Source organism: Bacillus sp. NPDC077411 (assembly GCF_044543425.1).
GTDB classification, from domain to species: Bacteria; Bacillota; Bacilli; order Bacillales; family Bacillaceae_G; genus Bacillus_A; species Bacillus_A bruguierae.
This window is the reverse complement of the sequence record NZ_JBITWA010000007.1, coordinates 212,367-230,455: the sequence shown is the minus strand read 5'-3', so window position 1 is coordinate 230,455 and position 18,089 is coordinate 212,367. Positions and strand designations below refer to the sequence as shown.

At 37.4% G+C, this 18,089-nt stretch carries 16 protein-coding genes; 10 read left to right on the top strand and 6 right to left on the bottom strand.

Annotated features, from left to right (window positions below; genetic code table 11):
* Window positions 1-102: 102 nt before the first annotated feature.
* The 4 genes from purM (at window position 103) to purD (ending at window position 4,795) form a co-directional block, all read left to right on the top strand.
* Window positions 103-1,143, top strand: coding sequence for a phosphoribosylformylglycinamidine cyclo-ligase (gene purM / locus ACIGHG_RS12205; protein WP_336472960.1), 1,041 nt, complete (start codon window positions 103-105; stop codon window positions 1,141-1,143).
* Window positions 1,140-1,718 carry a phosphoribosylglycinamide formyltransferase gene (gene purN, locus ACIGHG_RS12200; protein WP_336472959.1) on the top strand — a complete coding sequence of 193 codons (579 nt, stop codon included), beginning with the start codon at window positions 1,140-1,142 and terminating at the stop codon, window positions 1,716-1,718. Before purM ends, purN begins: the two co-directional genes overlap by 4 nt.
* Window positions 1,719-1,754: 36 nt before the next feature.
* Window positions 1,755-3,290 (top strand): bifunctional phosphoribosylaminoimidazolecarboxamide formyltransferase/IMP cyclohydrolase, encoded by a 1,536-nt coding sequence (gene purH / locus ACIGHG_RS12195; protein ID WP_336472958.1) that lies wholly within the window; start codon window positions 1,755-1,757, stop codon window positions 3,288-3,290.
* A 242-nt stretch (window positions 3,291-3,532) separates the two neighbouring features.
* Window positions 3,533-4,795 carry a phosphoribosylamine--glycine ligase gene (gene purD, locus ACIGHG_RS12190; protein WP_396548604.1) on the top strand — a complete coding sequence of 421 codons (1,263 nt, stop codon included), beginning with the start codon at window positions 3,533-3,535 and terminating at the stop codon, window positions 4,793-4,795.
* A gap of 97 nt (window positions 4,796-4,892) precedes the next feature.
* On the opposite strand, the gene ACIGHG_RS12185 is transcribed toward purD, so the two are convergent.
* The 3 genes from ACIGHG_RS12185 to ACIGHG_RS12175 all read right to left on the bottom strand — a co-directional run bounded on the left by ACIGHG_RS12185 (window position 4,893) and on the right by ACIGHG_RS12175 (window position 6,495).
* Window positions 4,893-5,051, bottom strand: coding sequence for a type II toxin-antitoxin system antitoxin (locus ACIGHG_RS12185; protein WP_336472956.1), 159 nt, complete (start codon window positions 5,049-5,051; stop codon window positions 4,893-4,895).
* Window positions 5,052-5,066: 15 nt separating this feature from the next.
* Window positions 5,067-5,912: an SPFH domain-containing protein gene (locus ACIGHG_RS12180; protein WP_335514984.1), complete on the bottom strand. Its 846-nt coding sequence runs from the start codon at window positions 5,910-5,912 to the stop codon at window positions 5,067-5,069.
* Window positions 5,913-6,111: 199 nt separating this feature from the next.
* Window positions 6,112-6,495, bottom strand: coding sequence for a YgaP family membrane protein (locus ACIGHG_RS12175; protein ID WP_336472955.1), 384 nt, complete (start codon window positions 6,493-6,495; stop codon window positions 6,112-6,114).
* Window positions 6,496-6,690: 195 nt separating this feature from the next.
* On the opposite strand from ACIGHG_RS12175, the gene pcrB reads away from it, so the two are divergent.
* The 6 genes from pcrB to pruA all read left to right on the top strand — a co-directional run bounded on the left by pcrB (window position 6,691) and on the right by pruA (window position 15,589).
* Complete coding sequence (gene pcrB, locus ACIGHG_RS12170) at window positions 6,691-7,380, top strand: heptaprenylglyceryl phosphate synthase (protein ID WP_336472954.1); 690 nt, start codon at window positions 6,691-6,693, stop codon at window positions 7,378-7,380.
* Window positions 7,381-9,621 carry a DNA helicase PcrA gene (gene pcrA / locus ACIGHG_RS12165; RefSeq protein ID WP_396548601.1) on the top strand — a complete coding sequence of 747 codons (2,241 nt, stop codon included), beginning with the start codon at window positions 7,381-7,383 and terminating at the stop codon, window positions 9,619-9,621.
* Between the two features lie 15 nt (window positions 9,622-9,636).
* Window positions 9,637-11,646 (top strand): NAD-dependent DNA ligase LigA, encoded by a 2,010-nt coding sequence (gene ligA / locus ACIGHG_RS12160; protein ID WP_396548599.1) that lies wholly within the window; start codon window positions 9,637-9,639, stop codon window positions 11,644-11,646.
* A 16-nt stretch (window positions 11,647-11,662) separates the two neighbouring features.
* The gene (locus ACIGHG_RS12155) at window positions 11,663-12,841 is read left to right on the top strand and encodes a CamS family sex pheromone protein (protein ID WP_336472951.1); all 1,179 of its coding nucleotides are present in this window, start codon (window positions 11,663-11,665) and stop codon (window positions 12,839-12,841) included.
* A gap of 270 nt (window positions 12,842-13,111) precedes the next feature.
* Entirely contained in the window at window positions 13,112-13,882 is a 771-nt protein-coding gene (locus ACIGHG_RS12150) for a TSUP family transporter (RefSeq protein WP_336472982.1), read from the top strand.
* A gap of 159 nt (window positions 13,883-14,041) precedes the next feature.
* On the top strand, window positions 14,042-15,589 hold the full coding sequence (pruA, locus tag ACIGHG_RS12145; protein WP_336472950.1) for an L-glutamate gamma-semialdehyde dehydrogenase: 1,548 nt from the start codon (window positions 14,042-14,044) through the stop codon (window positions 15,587-15,589).
* Window positions 15,590-15,891: 302 nt separating this feature from the next.
* On the opposite strand, the gene ACIGHG_RS12140 is transcribed toward pruA, so the two are convergent.
* The 3 genes from ACIGHG_RS12140 to ACIGHG_RS12130 form a co-directional block, all read right to left on the bottom strand.
* Complete coding sequence (locus ACIGHG_RS12140) at window positions 15,892-16,308, bottom strand: PH domain-containing protein (protein ID WP_336472949.1); 417 nt, start codon at window positions 16,306-16,308, stop codon at window positions 15,892-15,894.
* Window positions 16,309-16,561: 253 nt separating this feature from the next.
* The gene (locus tag ACIGHG_RS12135; protein WP_090917447.1) at window positions 16,562-17,125 is read right to left on the bottom strand and encodes a cysteine hydrolase family protein; all 564 of its coding nucleotides are present in this window, start codon (window positions 17,123-17,125) and stop codon (window positions 16,562-16,564) included.
* Between the two features lie 132 nt (window positions 17,126-17,257).
* Window positions 17,258-17,743 (bottom strand): HXXEE domain-containing protein, encoded by a 486-nt coding sequence (locus ACIGHG_RS12130; protein ID WP_336472948.1) that lies wholly within the window; start codon window positions 17,741-17,743, stop codon window positions 17,258-17,260.
* Between the last annotated feature and the right edge of the window lie 346 nt (window positions 17,744-18,089).

Genomic DNA, 18,089 nt, shown 5'->3' with positions numbered 1-18,089 from the left:
GCTTCTACTATATGCTGTGTAGAAGCTCGCTTTTTCTTACAGTTACTACCCAGTAGACGGGAGAAATTCTTTCAGTATAAAAAGACGAGGTGTATAGAAACGATGGCGAATGCATATAAGCAAGCAGGAGTAGATATTGAAGCTGGATATGAAGCGGTATCTCGCATGAAAAAACACGTGCAAACAACGATGAGAAAAGAAGTGCTAGGCGGGTTAGGCGGTTTTGGAGGGATGTTTGATCTTTCAAAATTCGCATTAGAAGAGCCAGTATTAGTATCTGGAACAGATGGTGTAGGGACAAAATTAATGCTCGCTTTCATGATGGACAAACATGACACAATCGGTATCGATGCAGTTGCAATGTGTGTAAATGACATTGTTGTTCAAGGAGCAGAGCCACTCTTTTTCCTTGATTATATTGCTTGCGGTAAAGCAGAACCTAGTAAAATTGAAGACATCGTCAAAGGAATTGCAGAAGGATGCCGTCAGGCTGGTTGTTCATTAATCGGCGGAGAAACAGCTGAAATGCCAGGGATGTATTCTGAGGAAGAATATGATTTAGCAGGATTTACGGTTGGTATTGTTGATAAAAAGAAAATTGTTACAGGACAATCTATTGAAGAGAATCAAGTATTAATTGGACTTGCTTCTAGCGGAATTCATAGTAATGGTTATTCTCTTGTACGTAAAGTGTTGGTAGAGGATGGACAACTTTCACTTGATCGTATTTATGGTCGTTTAGAACTACCACTTGGTGAAGAATTATTAAAACCAACGAAAATTTACGTCAAACCTATTTTAGAACTATTGAAGAAATATAACGTAACTGGCATGGCTCATATTACTGGCGGTGGATTTATTGAAAATATTCCACGTATGTTGCCAGAAGGTATCGGAGCACAAATTGAACTCGGTTCTTGGACAGTTCATCCAATCTTTGATTTACTGCAAGAAGTTGGTCAATTAAAGAAAGAAGAAATGTTCAATATTTTTAACATGGGTATTGGTATGGTAGTAGCGGTCAAAGAAGAAGATGCAGAAGGTGCTATGAACCTTTTAGAAGAACAAGGGGAAACAGCTCGTATCATCGGACGCACTGTGAAAGGTTCAGGTGTTACATTTGATGGAGGCGCGGTATCATGAGCCGATTAGCAATTTTTGCTTCAGGAAGCGGTTCTAATTTCCAAGCACTTGTGGACGCGGTAGAGGCTGGAAGATTAGATGCAAAGCTTAGTTTGCTCGTATGTGATCAGCCGGGCGCACGTGTTATAGAGCGCGCAAATAATCATCATGTTCCTTGCTTTTCCTTTTCAGCGAAAGCGTATGAATCAAAGGAAGCATTCGAACAAGAAATAGTAAAGAAATTGCAAGAGTACGAGATTGATTGGATTATTCTAGCGGGGTATATGCGTTTAATTGGTCCGACATTGCTAGCTGCTTATGGAGGGAGAATCGTTAACATTCACCCTTCACTATTGCCAAGCTTTCCTGGAAAAGATGCAGTTGGGCAAGCAATTGAAGCTGGTGTGAAAGTAACAGGTGTAACGATCCATTACGTTGATGCAGGTATGGACACTGGGCCAATTATCGCTCAAGAAGCAGTAACAGTTTCTGAAAATGATACACGAGAAAGTTTACAAAAGAAAATTCAACTTGTCGAACATAGATTGTACGTAGATACGGTGAAATCTTTATTACATTCTGAAGTAAAGTTATAAGAGCGGCAATTTAATACAACTAGGGGTGGAGAATAAATGAAAAAGCGTGCATTAGTCAGTGTTTCAAATAAAGCTGGAGTTGTAGAATTTGTAAAAGGATTACTTGAGCAAGGGATTGAAGTGATTTCAACAGGTGGGACGAAAAAGTTACTAGAAGAAAACGGCTTACAAGTAATTGGAATTTCTGAAGTAACAGGTTTTCCAGAGATTATGGATGGTCGTGTGAAAACATTACATCCAAACATCCATGGTGGACTTCTTGCTGTACGTGATAACGAAACGCATATGTCCCAAATGAATGAACTTGACATTCAGCCGATTGACTTTGTTGTTGTAAACCTGTATCCATTTAAAGAAACAATTGCAAAACCAGATGTGACATTTGCTGATGCGATTGAAAATATTGATATCGGCGGCCCGACAATGATTCGATCTGCTGCGAAAAACCACGAGTTTGTAACGGTTGTCGTGGATCCAACAGATTACGATGTTGTATTAGCAGAATTAAAGGAAAGTGGAGAAGTTTCAAAAGAAGCAAAACGTAAATTAGCAGCAAAAGTATTCCGTCATACAGCGGCATATGATGCATTAATTTCAAACTATTTAACAGAACAAACAGGAGAAGAAAGCCCTGAAACGTTAACTGTTACGTTTGAGAAAAAACAAGATTTACGTTACGGCGAAAATCCACATCAAAAAGCAGCGTTCTATAAGGCACCGTTTGCAGCAACTTCTTCTGTTGCATATGCAGAACAATTACATGGTAAAGAGTTATCTTATAATAACATCAATGACGCAGATGCAGCGCTTAGCATCGTGAAAGAATTTACAGAACCAGCAGTTGTAGCGATAAAACATATGAATCCATGCGGCGTTGGTGTTGGAGCTGATATTCATGAAGCATATGCACGTGCTTACGAAGCAGATCCAGTATCGATTTTTGGCGGCATTATTGCAGCTAACCGTGAAATTGATAAAGCTACTGCAGAAAAGCTACATGAAATTTTCTTAGAAATCATTATTGCACCTTCTTTCTCACAGGAAGCTTTAGAAGTGCTGCAAAGTAAGAAAAACTTACGTTTGTTAACTGTTGATATTGCTAAAGTTAGGGCAGCTAGTAAGAAATTAACTTCTATCCAAGGTGGTTTACTTGTACAAGAAGAGGATACTTTAGCATTAGAAGATGCAACAATCACAATTCCAACAAAGCGTGAACCAACAGAGCAGGAATGGAATGATTTAAAATTAGCTTGGAAAGTTGTAAAACATGTAAAATCAAATGCAATTGTTTTAGCGAAGGATAATATGACAATTGGTGTTGGTGCAGGGCAAATGAACCGCGTTGGCTCAGCGAAAATCGCTATTACACAAGCGGGTGAGAAAGCACAAGGAAGTGCACTTGCATCTGATGCATATTTCCCAATGCCAGATACAGTAGAAGAAGCGGCTAAAGCTGGTATTACAGCAATCATTCAACCAGGTGGATCCATTCGCGATGAAGATTCCATTCAAAAAGCAGATGAGTACGGCATTGCGATGGTATTTACTGGAGTACGTCATTTCAAACATTAATTGAGAAACGAAGGAGATGACCAAAAGTCCACTTTTGGGTCATCTTCTTCTACTTTTGAATATGATTTAGTTTGCGTGTCGAACATTGTCGAAGGGTCTTTATCCTATGTCGAATCGCCGATATATTTTAAAGAACGGTCGATATATTGTGAAAAGCGCCGATAAATGCACCACTTCCATCGATATACCGCTGGACACGTAAGAAGGGAATGGATTTTAACTTGAATAATGGAGGATGAAATATGAATGTTTTAGTAATTGGCCGTGGTGGACGTGAGCACGCGTTAGCATGGAAGTTTGCAAGGTCAGAGCAAGTAGAAACTGTATATGTAGCGCCAGGGAATGAAGGAATGAAAGACGTAGCAACGCCTGTAGCAATTGATGAAAATGATTTTAATGCGCTTATTACTTTTGCGAAAGAAAATAATGTTGGTTTAACGTTTGTTGGCCCAGAAATTCCGCTTATGAATGGTATTGTTGACCGTTTTGAAGAAGCAGGTCTTCGTGTTTTTGGTCCGAACAAAGCGGCAGCTGTTATTGAAGGAAGTAAAGCTTTTACGAAAGAGCTTATGAAAAAGTATGATATTCCAACAGCGGCATATGAGACGTTTACAAATTATGAAGAAGCAGTGGCATACATTGAAAAAGTCGGCGCACCAATCGTTATTAAAGCAGACGGCTTAGCGGCTGGTAAAGGTGTAACAGTTGCTATGACGTTAGAAGAAGCATTGCAAGCTGTAAAAGAAATGCTGCAAGACGTAAAGTTTGGAGAAGCTAGCAAAAAGGTTGTTATTGAAGAATTTTTAGATGGACAAGAATTTTCGCTTATGGCATTTGTCAACGGAACAACTGTATACCCAATGGTAATTGCACAAGATCATAAACGTGCTTTTGATGGTGATAAAGGGCCAAATACTGGTGGAATGGGTGCCTATTCTCCGGTACCGCAAATTCCAGAGTCAGCTATAGAACAAGCAATTGAAACCATTCTACATCCGACAGCTGCGGCCATGATACAAGAAGGACGTTCCTTTACAGGTATTTTATACGCAGGACTTATTTTAACAAGTGAAGGTCCGAAAGTAATTGAATTCAATGCGCGCTTTGGCGATCCAGAAACAGAAGTAATCTTACCTCGTTTAGAAAGTGATTTAGTGGATGTATGTAACCACGTATTAGATGGAAAAGAACTTACTTTAGAATGGTCTGAAGAAGCAGTAATTGGTGTTGTACTAGCTTCAAAAGGATATCCAGAAAGCTATGAAAAAGGCGCAGTCATTACAGGCTTAGAAACATTAGAGAATGTAATTGTCTTTCATGCCGGAACAGATGTGAAAGACGGGGAATTTGTAACGAATGGCGGGCGTGTGTTGTTTGTTGCTTGTAAAGAAAAGGACTTACAAGCAGCGAAAGATAAGGTGTATAAAGAAATTGCAAAAATTGAAAGCGACGGTCTATTTTATCGTAGTGATATTGGGTACCGTGCGATTGGCCAGACTCTTTAGATACTGGCGATGATATAAGGCCTCAAAGTGAAAGTACAATTTTCTTAAAAAAATATTGCTATCCCTAAAAGAAAAAAGAGTCCTACTCATTAAAAAGTTAGGACTCTTTTTTTATCTTACCTTTTTGCTTTGCCATCTCGCGAAGTAAATATTCAATATGAGCATTTACACTTCGAAATTCGTCGTTTGCCCATTTTTCAATAATTGCGTACAATTCGGGATCGATTCGTAATGGGAAGCTTTTCTTTTTAGCCATGATTACCTACAACCTTTAGTAGAGACTTCCTGTATTAATAACTGGTTGTGCTCCTTTATCTGAGACGATGGCAACTAATAAGTTATTAACCATATTTGCTTTTCTTTCGTCATCTAGATCAAGTATACCCTCTTCATCGAGCTTTTGAATAGAATCTTTCGCCATTTGTACGGCACCTTCTACAATTTCCTTTCTTGCAGCTAATACTGCTTTTGCCTGTTGACGTTGAAGCATTGCATGGGCAATTTCAGTTGCGTAAGCTAAGTGCGTTAAACGAGTTTCGATTACTTCTACTCCTGCAATTTCTAAACGTGCTTCTAACTCTCGTTTTAACTCTTCGGAAATTTCTTCTGAGTTTCCGCGCAGTGTAACGATGTTGTCATCTTGGAAATTATCATACGGATATTTCGTTGCTACGTGGCGAATTGCTGTTTCGCTTTGAATTTCCACGAAGGCATCATAATGTTCGACACCAAAGATCGCTTTTGCGGAATCAACGACTTTGTAAACAACAACAGCTGCAATTTCAATTGGATTCCCATCTACATCATTTACTTTTAATTTCTGACTATTAAAGTTTTCAACGCGTAGTGAAACCGTTTGGCGAAATGAAAATGGAACTGTTAAAAACAGGCCGCTTTCACGAATAGTTCCTAAATAGTTACCGAAAAATGTGATTACTTTTGCTTGGTTTGGCTGTACAGTTCCGATACTACTTGCTAGGATTGCTGCTAATAAAAAAGAAGGAATACCAATAGCAAATAGTTCATTAATAAGACTTAATAAACCAACTCCAATTAAAACTAAAACTGCAAGCAGTCCTAAAAATCCATTTACATGAAATACTTGTTTTTCTTTCATGATCTCGCCTCCTTTTGATATAAAAATGATATCACTTTTATATCAAAGGTGACAATAGGTTTTTGTTATAATTTTTATAAAAAATAAAATTTTCTCAAACAGAACATTAGTTCTTGTTTGTGGTAAAATAAAAGAAAACTTAGCCGCCCACTGTAGCGACTAAGTTTCTTTGAGAGCATCTTGCATGTTGACAAATGATTCAAAGCGGTTTGGACAGAAGAGCCTTTTCGAGTTCAGACTCAATTTCCTTATCAGAAGCATCATAACTTCCATGACTTGTCTTTTCGTCTTTATGAGAAGTAGGAGGTGCTTCTTGTTTATTAGACTGTCCATTCTTCATAAAATCCATGCCTGGCATTTTTAAATCGGGCATGTTCATATATTTACTAAATTTGCATGCTTCGACAATAGGACAGAAACGAATGATGCCTTCTGCGATTCTCATTGCTCCGACCCAAAGCATAATCTTTGACCAAGTACACCATGGTTTTCTTACGAGCTTTGCAGTGCTGCAGCTAAGCAGAATAAAACCAAGTGTAATACGAATAAGAGCATTGATTGTGCCGATGTTTTGCTTGCCCAAGACATTCACTCCTTTTCATCAGCTTTGAAATAGGTTTATCCATTTCAAGAGTTATTGTTCCTTGCATGCTTTTTCTGTATACAATCCAACATTTGACGTAGAAAAAGATGTTGCATGGAACGTGTGTCAGCAGCTCATTTTTTGTTATAATGAAAGAATGCGTAAAGACGATTAGAGAAAAGAAAGGGTGTTTTCATGTACGATATTTCACAGTGGAAACATGTATTTAAGCTTGATCCGAATAAGGAGTTAAGCGATGAACATTTAGAGCTTATTTGTGAATCGGGAACGGATGCTGTTATTGTTGGCGGAAGTGACGGGATCACAATTGATAATGTATTACACATGCTAGTAAGCATTCGTAGATATGCGGTTCCTTGTGTATTAGAAGTTTCAACGCTGGATTCGATTACACCAGGATTCGATTTTTATTACATCCCAAGTGTATTAAACAGTCAAAAGGTAGACTGGGTAACAGGTCTTCATCATGCGGCATTGAAAGAATATGGAGATATTATGAACTGGGATGAAATTTTCATGCAAGGATATTGTGTGTTAAATCCAGAAGCGAAAGTAGCAAAGTTAACGGAAGCAAATTGTGAACTATCAGAAGACGATGTGATTGCATATGCACGTATGGCAGATAAACTTCTCCATTTACCAATTTTCTATTTAGAATACAGCGGCACATATGGAGATGCGGAACTTGTAAGAAAAGTGAAAGCTGAGCTGCAGAGTGCAACATTATATTATGGCGGCGGGATTGCAAATGCAGACCAAGCGAAAGAAATGGCGCAATATGCGGATACAGTTGTCGTTGGAAATTTAATTTATGAAGATATAAAGAAAGCTTTAGCAACAGTACAAGCTGTAAAAGGAAAGTAGGTGGCCGAATACATGAGTATAACAGAAAAATTATTAACAGGATTAAATCCGCAGCAACAAAAGGCTGTCCAAGCAACGTCTGGACCATTGTTACTTATGGCGGGAGCAGGTAGTGGTAAGACGCGTGTGTTAACGCACCGCATTGCTTATTTACTTGGCGAAAAAGGTGTTGCACCGTGGAATATACTTGCGATTACGTTTACAAATAAAGCAGCGCGTGAAATGCGTGAACGTATTGATAAACTTGTTGGTCCTGAAGCAGAGGATATTTGGATTTCAACATTCCACTCTATGTGTGTGCGCATTTTACGACGAGATATTGATCGCATTGGTATTAATCGTAACTTTACAATTTTAGATGCAAGTGATCAATTAACAGTTGTGAAAAAAATTATGAAAGAGCGCAATATTGATCCGAAGAAATTTGAACCCCGTTCTATTCTTGCGGGAATTAGCAATGCGAAAAATGAATTGTTATCTTCAGAAAAATATGCGAAAAAAATCTCAATTGCAGATCCATATGAAAAGCTGACGAGCGATGTGTATACAGAATACCAAAAGCGTCTTCTTAAAAATAGTGCACTTGATTTTGATGATTTAATTATGACGACGATTCAATTATTTGAACGTGTACCGGAAGTACTGGAGTTTTATCAACGTAAATTCCAATATATTCACGTTGATGAGTATCAAGATACGAACCGTGCTCAGTACATTCTTGTTAATCAATTGGCGGCACGTTTTAAAAATCTTTGTGTAGTTGGTGACTCAGATCAGTCGATTTATCGCTGGCGCGGAGCTGATATTTCGAACATCTTGTCATTTGAAAAAGATTATAACAATGCACAAGTTATTTTATTAGAACAAAACTACCGCTCAACGCAAAGTATTTTAAATGCAGCGAATGCGGTTATTGAAAATAATACAAATCGTAAACCGAAAAAGTTATGGACGGATAATCAAGTAGGAAGTAAAATTTCGTATTACCGCGCTGCAACTGAAAAAGATGAAGCATATTTTGTTGCGAAAAAGATTCGTGATGAAATTCAAATGGGAAATCGAAAGTATACAGACTTTGCAGTACTATATCGTACGAACGCCCAGTCCCGTATGGTCGAGGAAATTTTCTTGAAATCAAATATTCCATACAAAATTGTTGGCGGTATTAAGTTCTATGACCGTAAAGAGATTAAAGATATGTTGGCGTATTTGCGTTTAATTGCAAACCCGGATGATGAAATTAGCTTTGCGCGTATTATTAATGTGCCAAAACGTGGTGTTGGAGCAACATCTATTGATAAGATCATTAATTATGGCGTGCAAAATGGTCTTTCATTGACAGCTGTATTAGATGAAATTGAGCATGTCGGTGTAAGTGCCAAAATTGCGAAGACAGTAGCAGAATTTGCAAAGCAGCTTCATAATTGGGTAAACATGCAAGAATATTTATCGGTAACAGAACTTGTAGAAGAAGTATTAGAAAAAACAGGTTACCGTGATGCGCTGAAGAATGAACGTACGTTAGAATCAGAGGGACGTTTAGAAAACTTAGATGAATTTTTATCTGTTACACAAACGTTTGAATCACAAAGTGAAGATAAGAGTCTTGTTGCGTTCTTAACAGATTTAGCACTTGTTGCTGATATTGATCGTGTAGATGAAGATCCAACTGCTGGTGAAGAAGTCATTTTAATGACGATGCACTCTGCAAAAGGATTGGAATTCCCTGTTGTCTTCATTTTAGGATTAGAAGAAGGGATTTTCCCGCATACTCGTTCTTTAATGGAAGAAGATGAAATGCAAGAAGAACGCCGCTTAGCATACGTTGGGATTACACGTGCCGAAGAAGAACTGTACGTAACGAATGCCCAAATGCGAACGATATTTGGTAGAACAAGCATGAATAAAGAATCTCGTTTCATCTCGGAAATTCCTGAAGATCTTATTGAAACGCTTCATGAAGTAAAACCAAAGCGTGAAACTTTTAGTGCAAAGTCTAAGCCTGTAACTACAACAACAGTTCGTTCCCGTTCAGCTTTTGTTCGGCCGGCTGCGAAAACAACAGGCGGTGAGCAAATTGGCTGGTCAGTTGGTGATAAAGCATCACATCAAAAATGGGGGATTGGCACTGTTGTAAGTGTGAAAGGCGAAGGAGATGGGAAAGAATTAGACATTGCGTTCCCAAGTCCAATTGGCATTAAACGATTAATGGCAAAATTTGCCCCAGTGACGAAAGTGTAAGAAAGGAATGAGGTCATGTCGAAAGAAGCAGTACAAAAGCGTATTGAAGAGCTTCGTGGCATTTTAAATAAGCTTAATTATGAGTATCACGTGCTAGATCAGCCTTCTGTATCAGATGCAGAGTATGATCGTCATATGCAAGAGTTAATTAAATTAGAAACAGAACATCCGGAATTTTTTACAGAAGACTCTCCAACTGTCCGTGTTGGCGGAGAGATTCTTGATATTTTTGAGAAAGTAACACATAAATCACCGATGTTAAGTTTAGGAAATGCTTTTAATGAAGGTGATTTACGTGATTTTGATCGCAAGGTACGTCAAGGAATTGACGATCAAAATGTAAGATATGTGTGCGAATTAAAAATTGACGGACTGGCGGTTTCCCTTCATTATGAAAAAGGACGCTTCGTTCAAGGAGCAACTCGTGGTGATGGTATAACGGGTGAGGATATTACGCAAAATTTAAAAACGATTAAAGCGATTCCGCTGCGTTTAACAGAAGAAATGACGCTAGAAGCGCGCGGAGAAGCGTACATGCCGAAACGTTCATTTGTGAAATTAAATGAAGAAAAAGAACAGAACGGAGAAGCTGTTTTTGCGAACCCGCGAAATGCAGCTGCGGGTTCATTGCGTCAATTAGATCCAAAAATTGCAGCAAAGCGCAATTTATCTTTATTCGTATATGGACTTACGAATTTAGAAGGAAAGACGATTACATCGCATAGTGAATCGTTAAACCTTTTAGGAGAGCTTGGATTTAAAACAAACCCGAATCGCCGAGTTTGCGAAACAATTGATGAGGTCATTCATTACGTGCAAGAGTGGCAAGAAAAACGTCCGCATCTTGATTATGAAATTGATGGTATCGTTATTAAAGTAGATGATATATCCTTTCAAGGAAGCTTAGGAACTACAGCAAAAAGTCCAAGATGGGCTATTGCATATAAATTCCCAGCTGAAGAAGTTGTTACAAAATTGACGGGTATTGAACTAAGCGTTGGACGTACAGGTGTTGTAACCCCAACTGCTGAGTTAGAGCCAGTACGCGTGGCAGGAACGATTGTCCGCCGTGCTTCCTTACACAACGAAGATTTAATTCGTGAAAAAGATATTCGTATTGGCGACTATGTTGTTGTAAAGAAGGCTGGAGACATCATTCCTGAAGTTGTAAATGTGATTGTAGACCGCCGCACAGGTGAAGAAGAAGAGTTTCGTATGCCAACGCATTGCCCGGCATGTGAGAGTGAACTCGTTCGTCTGGAAGAAGAAGTTGCGCTTCGCTGTATCAATCCAGCATGCCCGGCACAAATTCGAGAAGGATTAATTCACTTTGTATCACGTAATGCGATGAATATTGACGGACTAGGCGAACGGGTAATTACGCAGTTATTTGATGCGGATTATATTCGTACATTTGCAGATCTTTATACATTAACGAAAGAACAGTTATTACAACTAGAACGTTTTGGAGAAAAATCCGCTTCAAATCTCGTACAAGCGATTGAAACTTCAAAAGACAATTCGTTAGAGCGATTACTGTTCGGCCTTGGTATTCGCCATGTTGGGGCAAAGGCTGCTCGTACATTAGCGGAACATTATGAAACGATGGATAACATAGTGAAAGCTTCAGAAGAAGAGTTGACAACTATTAATGAGATTGGCGAAAAAATGGCGCAATCTATCGTTACGTATTTTGATAATGAAGATGTACAAGAGTTATTACAACAATTTAAGTCATATGGCGTAAATATGACTTATAAAGGGATAAAACGAGCGGACTTAGAAAACATTGAGTCTTATTTTGCAGGAAAAACAGTTGTGTTAACAGGAAAGCTAGAAGTGATGGGCCGAAGTGAAGCGAAAAAGAAAATTGAAGCGCTTGGCGGGAAAGTCACAGGCAGTGTAAGCAAAAGTACAGACTTAGTCATTGCAGGAGAAGCTGCTGGCTCTAAGTTAGCACAAGCACAAAAACATAACGTTGAGGTTTGGGATGAAGAGAGGTTCTTACAAGAGCTCAATAATTAAGAGGTGCAAAGTTACCATGAAAAAAGTTATATTAGCAGCGTTAAGCCTTGGATTACTTCTTAGTGGATGTAGTATGGGGTTAAAAAAAGAAGAAAAAATTGTAGAAAAATCAGGGAATTCGAAAGATAAATCAATTATTTCGAAATACTCGATTTCCGATGATTATTATAAAACGGCAGTTCCATTTGAAAAAGGATCGGCACGCGGGTTAGCTGTGCAAGGATTAAATAGCCGTTTAGATGTTGATGAATTTGAAACAGGGTTAATGCGCATTGCAAAAGAATCATTTAGTACGAAAGATTATATATTTCAAGGCGGAAAGTATTTAGATAAAGATACGATACAAGCATTAATCGGGAGAAAACGTTCATCTGAGCAGCAAAGTAATTTAGAAAAGGCGTTGAAGAAGAGGCTGCCGAATGGTTTAAATCCAGAGTTACCACCAGGAGAGCCAGAAACATTAGAAGCGAGAAATGAAAAGAGTCCAATGTATTTATCGCAAATTTTAGAACAGGATTACTTAAAAATAAAAGATGAGAACCAAGTAGAGTTAGGTGGAGTTGTTATCGGCCTTGCGATGAATTCTGTTCATTATTACACAGAACAACATGGTTATCCGCGTGAACAAAAAATTGATGATAAAACATTGCTAGAAGAAGGGAAAAAAATGGCGCAAGAAATCTTACCAATTCTGCGCAAGAAAGATGAATTAAAAAATGTTCCAATTACTTTTGCGATCTACAGACAGGAAGCGAAATCTTCACTTGTACCAGGATCCTTTTTATCGTATACAATAGTTGATAAAGGTAACGATAAAGTAGACGATTGGAAAGCACTAGACGAAAAATATTATTTATTCCCTTCTAATGAAGCAGAAAGAGACTATCGTGATGATGCAACAAGTGTAAAGAACTTCAATGCGAAAATAGCGCAGTATTTTACAGGTGATTATACTGCAGTTGTGGGTAGAGGATTCTATAAAGATGGTCAATTAAAAGAATTGAAACTTGAAATTCCAGTTCAGTTTAGTGGAAAGGCAGAAGTCATTGGATTTACACAATATATAGCTGGAGCTGTTATGGATTTCCCTAATTATATTAAAGTGCAAGTTACAATTAAATCTGTAGAACGTCCAGAAGCAATCATTATTCGTGACGTGAAACAAGATAAGCCGTTTGTTCAAGTGTTAGATTAAGAAAAGTCGTTCCTTTTATGAGGAACGGCTTTTTTGTATGTAAGTTACTGCTCTATACAGAATAAAAAGTGGCATGTACTTGCTTTCTCTTCTTGTCTTCGTATTGCACGTGGCAGGAAAAGGCTCTGACCGCTTCTATGCATGGTCAGATGCTCTCGTTCATTTAAAAAGAAAGGGGGTTTTATGTTTTTTAATTTATATTTATATAGTAAAAATTTTGTTATAATTTTTAATGTTGTTAATATACAAGGGGATCGAGGGAAAGTACAGATGGAAGATTTAAGTTTGCAAGTCATTATACTACTCATTGCTTTCGGTTTTTTAGCATCATTTATCGACTCTGTTGTTGGAGGTGGCGGTTTAATTTCGCTTCCGGCACTTATGTTTGTAGGTTTACCTCCTGCTTCGGCAATCGCAACAAATAAATTGGCGGCAACAATGGGTTCATTTACGAGTACAATATATTTTATTCGTTCTAAAAAAGTAGACTTTCGCATTGTAGGAAAACTTATTCCGTTCACAATTGTTGGGGCAATTGCAGGTGCATTTGTTGTAAAATTCATTCCACCGGATGTTTTGCGTCCTCTTATATTAGTTTTACTTGTGTTAATTGCTATTTATATTATTGTAAAAAAAGATTGGGGTAGTGTATCTACTTATAAAAAAATGACGAAGGGAAAAACATTTTTATTCTATTTAGTCATTTTGATTATTGGATTTTATGATGGTTTTTTTGGACCAGGTACAGGTTCATTTTTAATTTTTGCATTTTTATTAATTGGTTTGGATTTTATCCGTGCGGCTGCCGCTGGTCGGATTTTAAATTTTGTTAGCAATATTGTATCGCTGATTACATTTTTATTTTTAGGAGCAATTCAATTTAAATATGGTTTAATTATGGGTCTATCAATGATTGCAGGTGCATATTTCGGTTCGAGATTTGCTGTTCAAAAGGGCGTAGGGTATATACGGATTTTATTTTTGGTAGTAACAATTTTATTAATTGGTAAAAATTTCTGGGAATACATTCATATTTCATAACATAATGCATATGCATCATGTTGTTTTTTTATTTATTATATTCGAAAAATTATTTAATTTTAAAAATGTAAGTCTAAGAATATTTGAACAAATCGGAATTATCGTGTAGAATAATATTGTATTTATGTAAACGTTTTTTTCTAAGGGGAGGCTAAAATAATGGTAGTAGCATACAAACATGAGCCATTTACAGATTTTACAGTAGAGGCAAATAAAGTTGCGTTTGAAGAAGGTTTAAAGAAAGTAGAATCTTATCTTGGACAAGACTATCCATTAATTATTGGGGGAGAAAAGATCACTACAGACGATAAAATTGTTTCTGTAAACCCAGCAAATAAAGAAGAAGTCGTTGGCCACGTTTCAAAAGCAAGTCGTGAATTAGCAGAGAAAGCAATGCAAGTAGCGGATGAAACATTCCAAACTTGGAGAAAAACGAAACCAGAAATGCGCGCAGACATTTTATTCCGCGCAGCTGCAATCGTTCGCCGCAGAAAACATGAGTTTTCCGCAATTCTTGTAAAAGAAGCAGGTAAGCCATGGAATGAGGCAGATGCTGATACAGCAGAAGCAATTGACTTCATGGAGTATTATGGTCGTCAAATGTTAAAATTAAAAGATGGCATTCCAGTAGAAAGCCGTCCAATTGAATATAATCGTTTTTCTTATATTCCATTAGGAGTAGGTGTTATCATTTCTCCTTGGAACTTCCCATTTGCAATTATGGCAGGTATGACAACAGCTGCATTAGTGTCTGGTAACACTGTATTATTAAAACCAGCTAGTACAACACCTGTAGTAGCAGCGAAGTTTATGGAAGTATTAGAAGAAGCTGGCTTACCAGCGGGCGTAGTAAACTTCATTCCTGGTAGCGGCTCTGAAGTTGGTGACTACTTAGTAGATCATCCTCGTACACGCTTCATCAGTTTCACTGGATCACGCGATGTGGGTATTCGTATTTACGAACGCGCAGCAAAAGTAAATCCAGGACAAATTTGGTTAAAACGCGTTATCGCTGAAATGGGCGGTAAAGATACAATCGTTGTTGATAAAGAAGCAGATCTTGAATTAGCGGCAAAATCTATCGTTGCATCTGCATTTGGATTCTCAGGACAAAAATGTTCTGCATGTTCTCGCGCAGTAATCCATGAAGATGTATACGATCACGTATTAAACCGTGCAATTGAATTAACAAATGAATTAACAGTAGGAAACCCAGCGGAACAAGGCACAAATATGGGACCTGTTAACGACCAAGCTGCATTTGATAAAGTAATGAGCTATGTTGCGATTGGTAAAGAAGAAGGTAAACTTGTAGCAGGTGGCGAAGGTGATGATTCTAAAGGCTGGTTCATCAAACCAACAATCATCGCTGATGTTGCTGAAGATGCTCGCCTTATGAAAGAAGAAATCTTCGGACCAGTTGTAGCATTCTGCAAAGCAAAAGACTTTGATCATGCACTTGCAATTGCGAACAATACAGAATACGGTTTAACAGGAGCTGTTATTTCTAATAATCGTGAGCATATCGAAAAAGCACGTGAAGACTTCCACGTTGGTAACTTATACTTCAACCGTGGATGTACTGGTGCAATCGTAGGTTACCAACCATTTGGTGGCTTTAACATGTCTGGTACAGACTCTAAAGCAGGTGGCCCTGACTACTTAGCACTTCACATGCAAGCAAAAACTACTTCTGAAACTCTATAAGAAGTATAAGAAAGACCTTCTCGTAACCGAGAAGGTCTTTAATTATTAGTAAATATAAAATGGAAAAATGACATGATACCAGCGATTTTTAAAATATATCGGCGATTTGACACAATATAAAGTGAAACTTCCATCAGTGACGACTTTCTCACTGATGGAAAGCCCCCCCAATCGGGCTTTTACGGGCAGTCTTCTTCTCCATGCTTCCACAACCTGTACTGCCCGTTAATGCGGGATAAAGACCGTTCGGCAGCATTCGACATGCGTGCGCAGAAAGAAACTAACCTTAAAAGGCTTCTAGGTCAGATCCTATTCTTGTTTAGAAGAGGACATTTCTCTTGCATTGTTCTCATAAATAAATCGGGGTCCTTTGGTAACGATATAAGAGCCATATTATAATTGCTATAAGTAATTTCTGCGCGCTTAAATGTCCAGGCAGGTGCAGAAAGTAAGTTGTAAGTGTATCTGATGCTAGTTATTTCATGGAGCGGAATCATAATTTTGATGAAACCAAATATAGCAACGAGATGTGTGCTTGTAATCTCGTGATAAGAATGAAATAGTGCCCATAGAAGCATACCGATAACAGGTACTATGATGACACCTATTATAATAGAGCCTGCATCAGCTTCTTTTGCAAAAAAGAGAATAAAAGGTATTGGGCATAATGCAATAATAAGTAGAGAAAGCAGTGGATTTCGCTGAATTGGAATTTTCATTAGTTGTACCTCCTTTGTTATCAGTTTACCTTATTTTGGTTTTTTGTGCTTAGTTTAAATAAAAACACACAAAATTACTAGAAAATTTGCCCCATTCGTCATATTTCCTTGTATAAATTTTATAAATTTCCTGTATAATACAATTTGAAGGAAAATCTATGATTAGACAAGAAGACACCGCTTTCAGTTTGCTCGCTGAAAGCGGTGTTTCTTTTTGGATACATTTCACGAAAAAGTGAAATAACCTCTTTTGTTAAGTTTGAAGGGATTGCTCACGTTGTAAAAATTCCGCCTGGCTAATTACCTCAGCGTATACGTCGTTTAAGGAAGCGAGAATGGTGTTGTGAATATATACAGCGGGAATCGAAACATTTTTAAAGATTAAATCTTTCGTTGCACATGCGTCATGCACTACTGTACATGTAAAGCCAAAATCAAAGGCAGCTCGTACTGTAGCATCAATGCACATATGGGTCATCATGCCGCATACAACGACTTGTTCAATTTGTAAATTTTGTAATTCTTGTAATAGCGGTGTCTCTCGAAAACTATTAGGAAAATGCTTAAGTATGACCGTTTCCTGTTGAAAAGGACGAACACTTTCATGGATATGTACGCCTTCTGTATTCGGAAGAAAGAACGTTGCATTTTCCTGTACGGAAACATGTTGAATATGAAAAATAGGCTGATTTGTTTCACGGAAATGTTGAAGTATGCGCTTTGCATATTCGCTTGCTTCATCGGCGTTTCGCAGTTCCATCTTTCCATTTGGAAAATAATCATTTTGGATGTCAACGAGTAAAAGAGCAATTTTCATTTCAGTTGCAGCCTCCAGTTTTTAATTTTATATTCATTTAATTATTCCATTACTTTAGAGAGTTTTCCTTTAAAAAAATGTAAGATGAAGAAATTTACACTAAATTAAAATTAATTTATTTCAGTTTAGTTTTTAATAAACCTGTTTAGAAACAAATTTTCCTGTTTTAAATAAAATGGGAATTAAAATTGCTAATACTCCTGCTACTATAAGTGTGGATAAAAATAACTCTCTAAAAGTTAATTCGTTGTTTTTAAAAAAATGATAAAGAATGAAACTATTAATAGGAATATTCAATAACATACCAGTTAAAAGTCCTGGTGCATATCTTTTTAACACAATGCTTGCAAGTAAATGAGGAAAAATAGCATTAATAATCATTGAACCCATGAAGCCAATAAGAATATATTTAGCCAGACTTGAATTAGGGAAGGATAGATAATAAAAAGTTGAAAGGTAAGCCAATGAAGTAATAACAATAACTGCAAAATAAAATTCGTTTTTCCCTATAGGTTTATGGAATTTTGAGGCGTGATTTGACCACGTTGGTAACCATACTGCTTCTTCTAAATTATGCAATGTAATAGCAAATAAAAATAAAATAACCAATTCTTTCAATAGAAAACCCTCCTTTGTCTAATCTGTTTTATCCCGCTATTCGTGGGCAGTAATACTCCCACCTCAAAATTCAGCGAAAGCAAAGAAGTTAGGTGGGAGATAAACTGCTGGCATGCGCCCGATTGGTTCAACTAATAATCAGTGGGGAATGAAGAAAACCCCCACTGATTAAAGTTTCACTTTATTAAATAATTATTGTGTGTTGTGAGGATAATACATTATTTTTTTAAAAAAATATGCCTTTTTTTAGTTGAATAATGGAAGTTCTTAATATGGATACATTCTTAATTTCTCATAAAATTAAAGCTAAGAAGTTTTAAGTAGAAGAGACTAGGACATTTCCTGG

Excerpts from the sequence above, each read along its gene's own strand:
- purM (WP_336472960.1), top strand. The coding sequence starts at position 103 with ATGGCGAATGCATATAAGCAAGCAGGAGTAGATATTGAAGCTGGATAT.
- purN (WP_336472959.1), top strand. The coding sequence starts at position 1,140 with ATGAGCCGATTAGCAATTTTTGCTTCAGGAAGCGGTTCTAATTTCCAA.
- purH (WP_336472958.1), top strand. The coding sequence starts at position 1,755 with ATGAAAAAGCGTGCATTAGTCAGTGTTTCAAATAAAGCTGGAGTTGTA.
- purD (WP_396548604.1), top strand. The coding sequence starts at position 3,533 with ATGAATGTTTTAGTAATTGGCCGTGGTGGACGTGAGCACGCGTTAGCA.
- ACIGHG_RS12185 (WP_336472956.1), bottom strand. The coding sequence starts at position 5,051 with ATGGCTAAAAAGAAAAGCTTCCCATTACGAATCGATCCCGAATTGTAC.
- ACIGHG_RS12180 (WP_335514984.1), bottom strand. The coding sequence starts at position 5,912 with ATGAAAGAAAAACAAGTATTTCATGTAAATGGATTTTTAGGACTGCTT.
- pcrB (WP_336472954.1), top strand. The coding sequence starts at position 6,691 with ATGTACGATATTTCACAGTGGAAACATGTATTTAAGCTTGATCCGAAT.
- ligA (WP_396548599.1), top strand. The coding sequence starts at position 9,637 with ATGTCGAAAGAAGCAGTACAAAAGCGTATTGAAGAGCTTCGTGGCATT.
- ACIGHG_RS12155 (WP_336472951.1), top strand. The coding sequence starts at position 11,663 with ATGAAAAAAGTTATATTAGCAGCGTTAAGCCTTGGATTACTTCTTAGT.
- ACIGHG_RS12150 (WP_336472982.1), top strand. The coding sequence starts at position 13,112 with ATGGAAGATTTAAGTTTGCAAGTCATTATACTACTCATTGCTTTCGGT.
- pruA (WP_336472950.1), top strand. The coding sequence starts at position 14,042 with ATGGTAGTAGCATACAAACATGAGCCATTTACAGATTTTACAGTAGAG.
- ACIGHG_RS12140 (WP_336472949.1), bottom strand. The coding sequence starts at position 16,308 with ATGAAAATTCCAATTCAGCGAAATCCACTGCTTTCTCTACTTATTATT.
- ACIGHG_RS12135 (WP_090917447.1), bottom strand. The coding sequence starts at position 17,125 with ATGAAAATTGCTCTTTTACTCGTTGACATCCAAAATGATTATTTTCCA.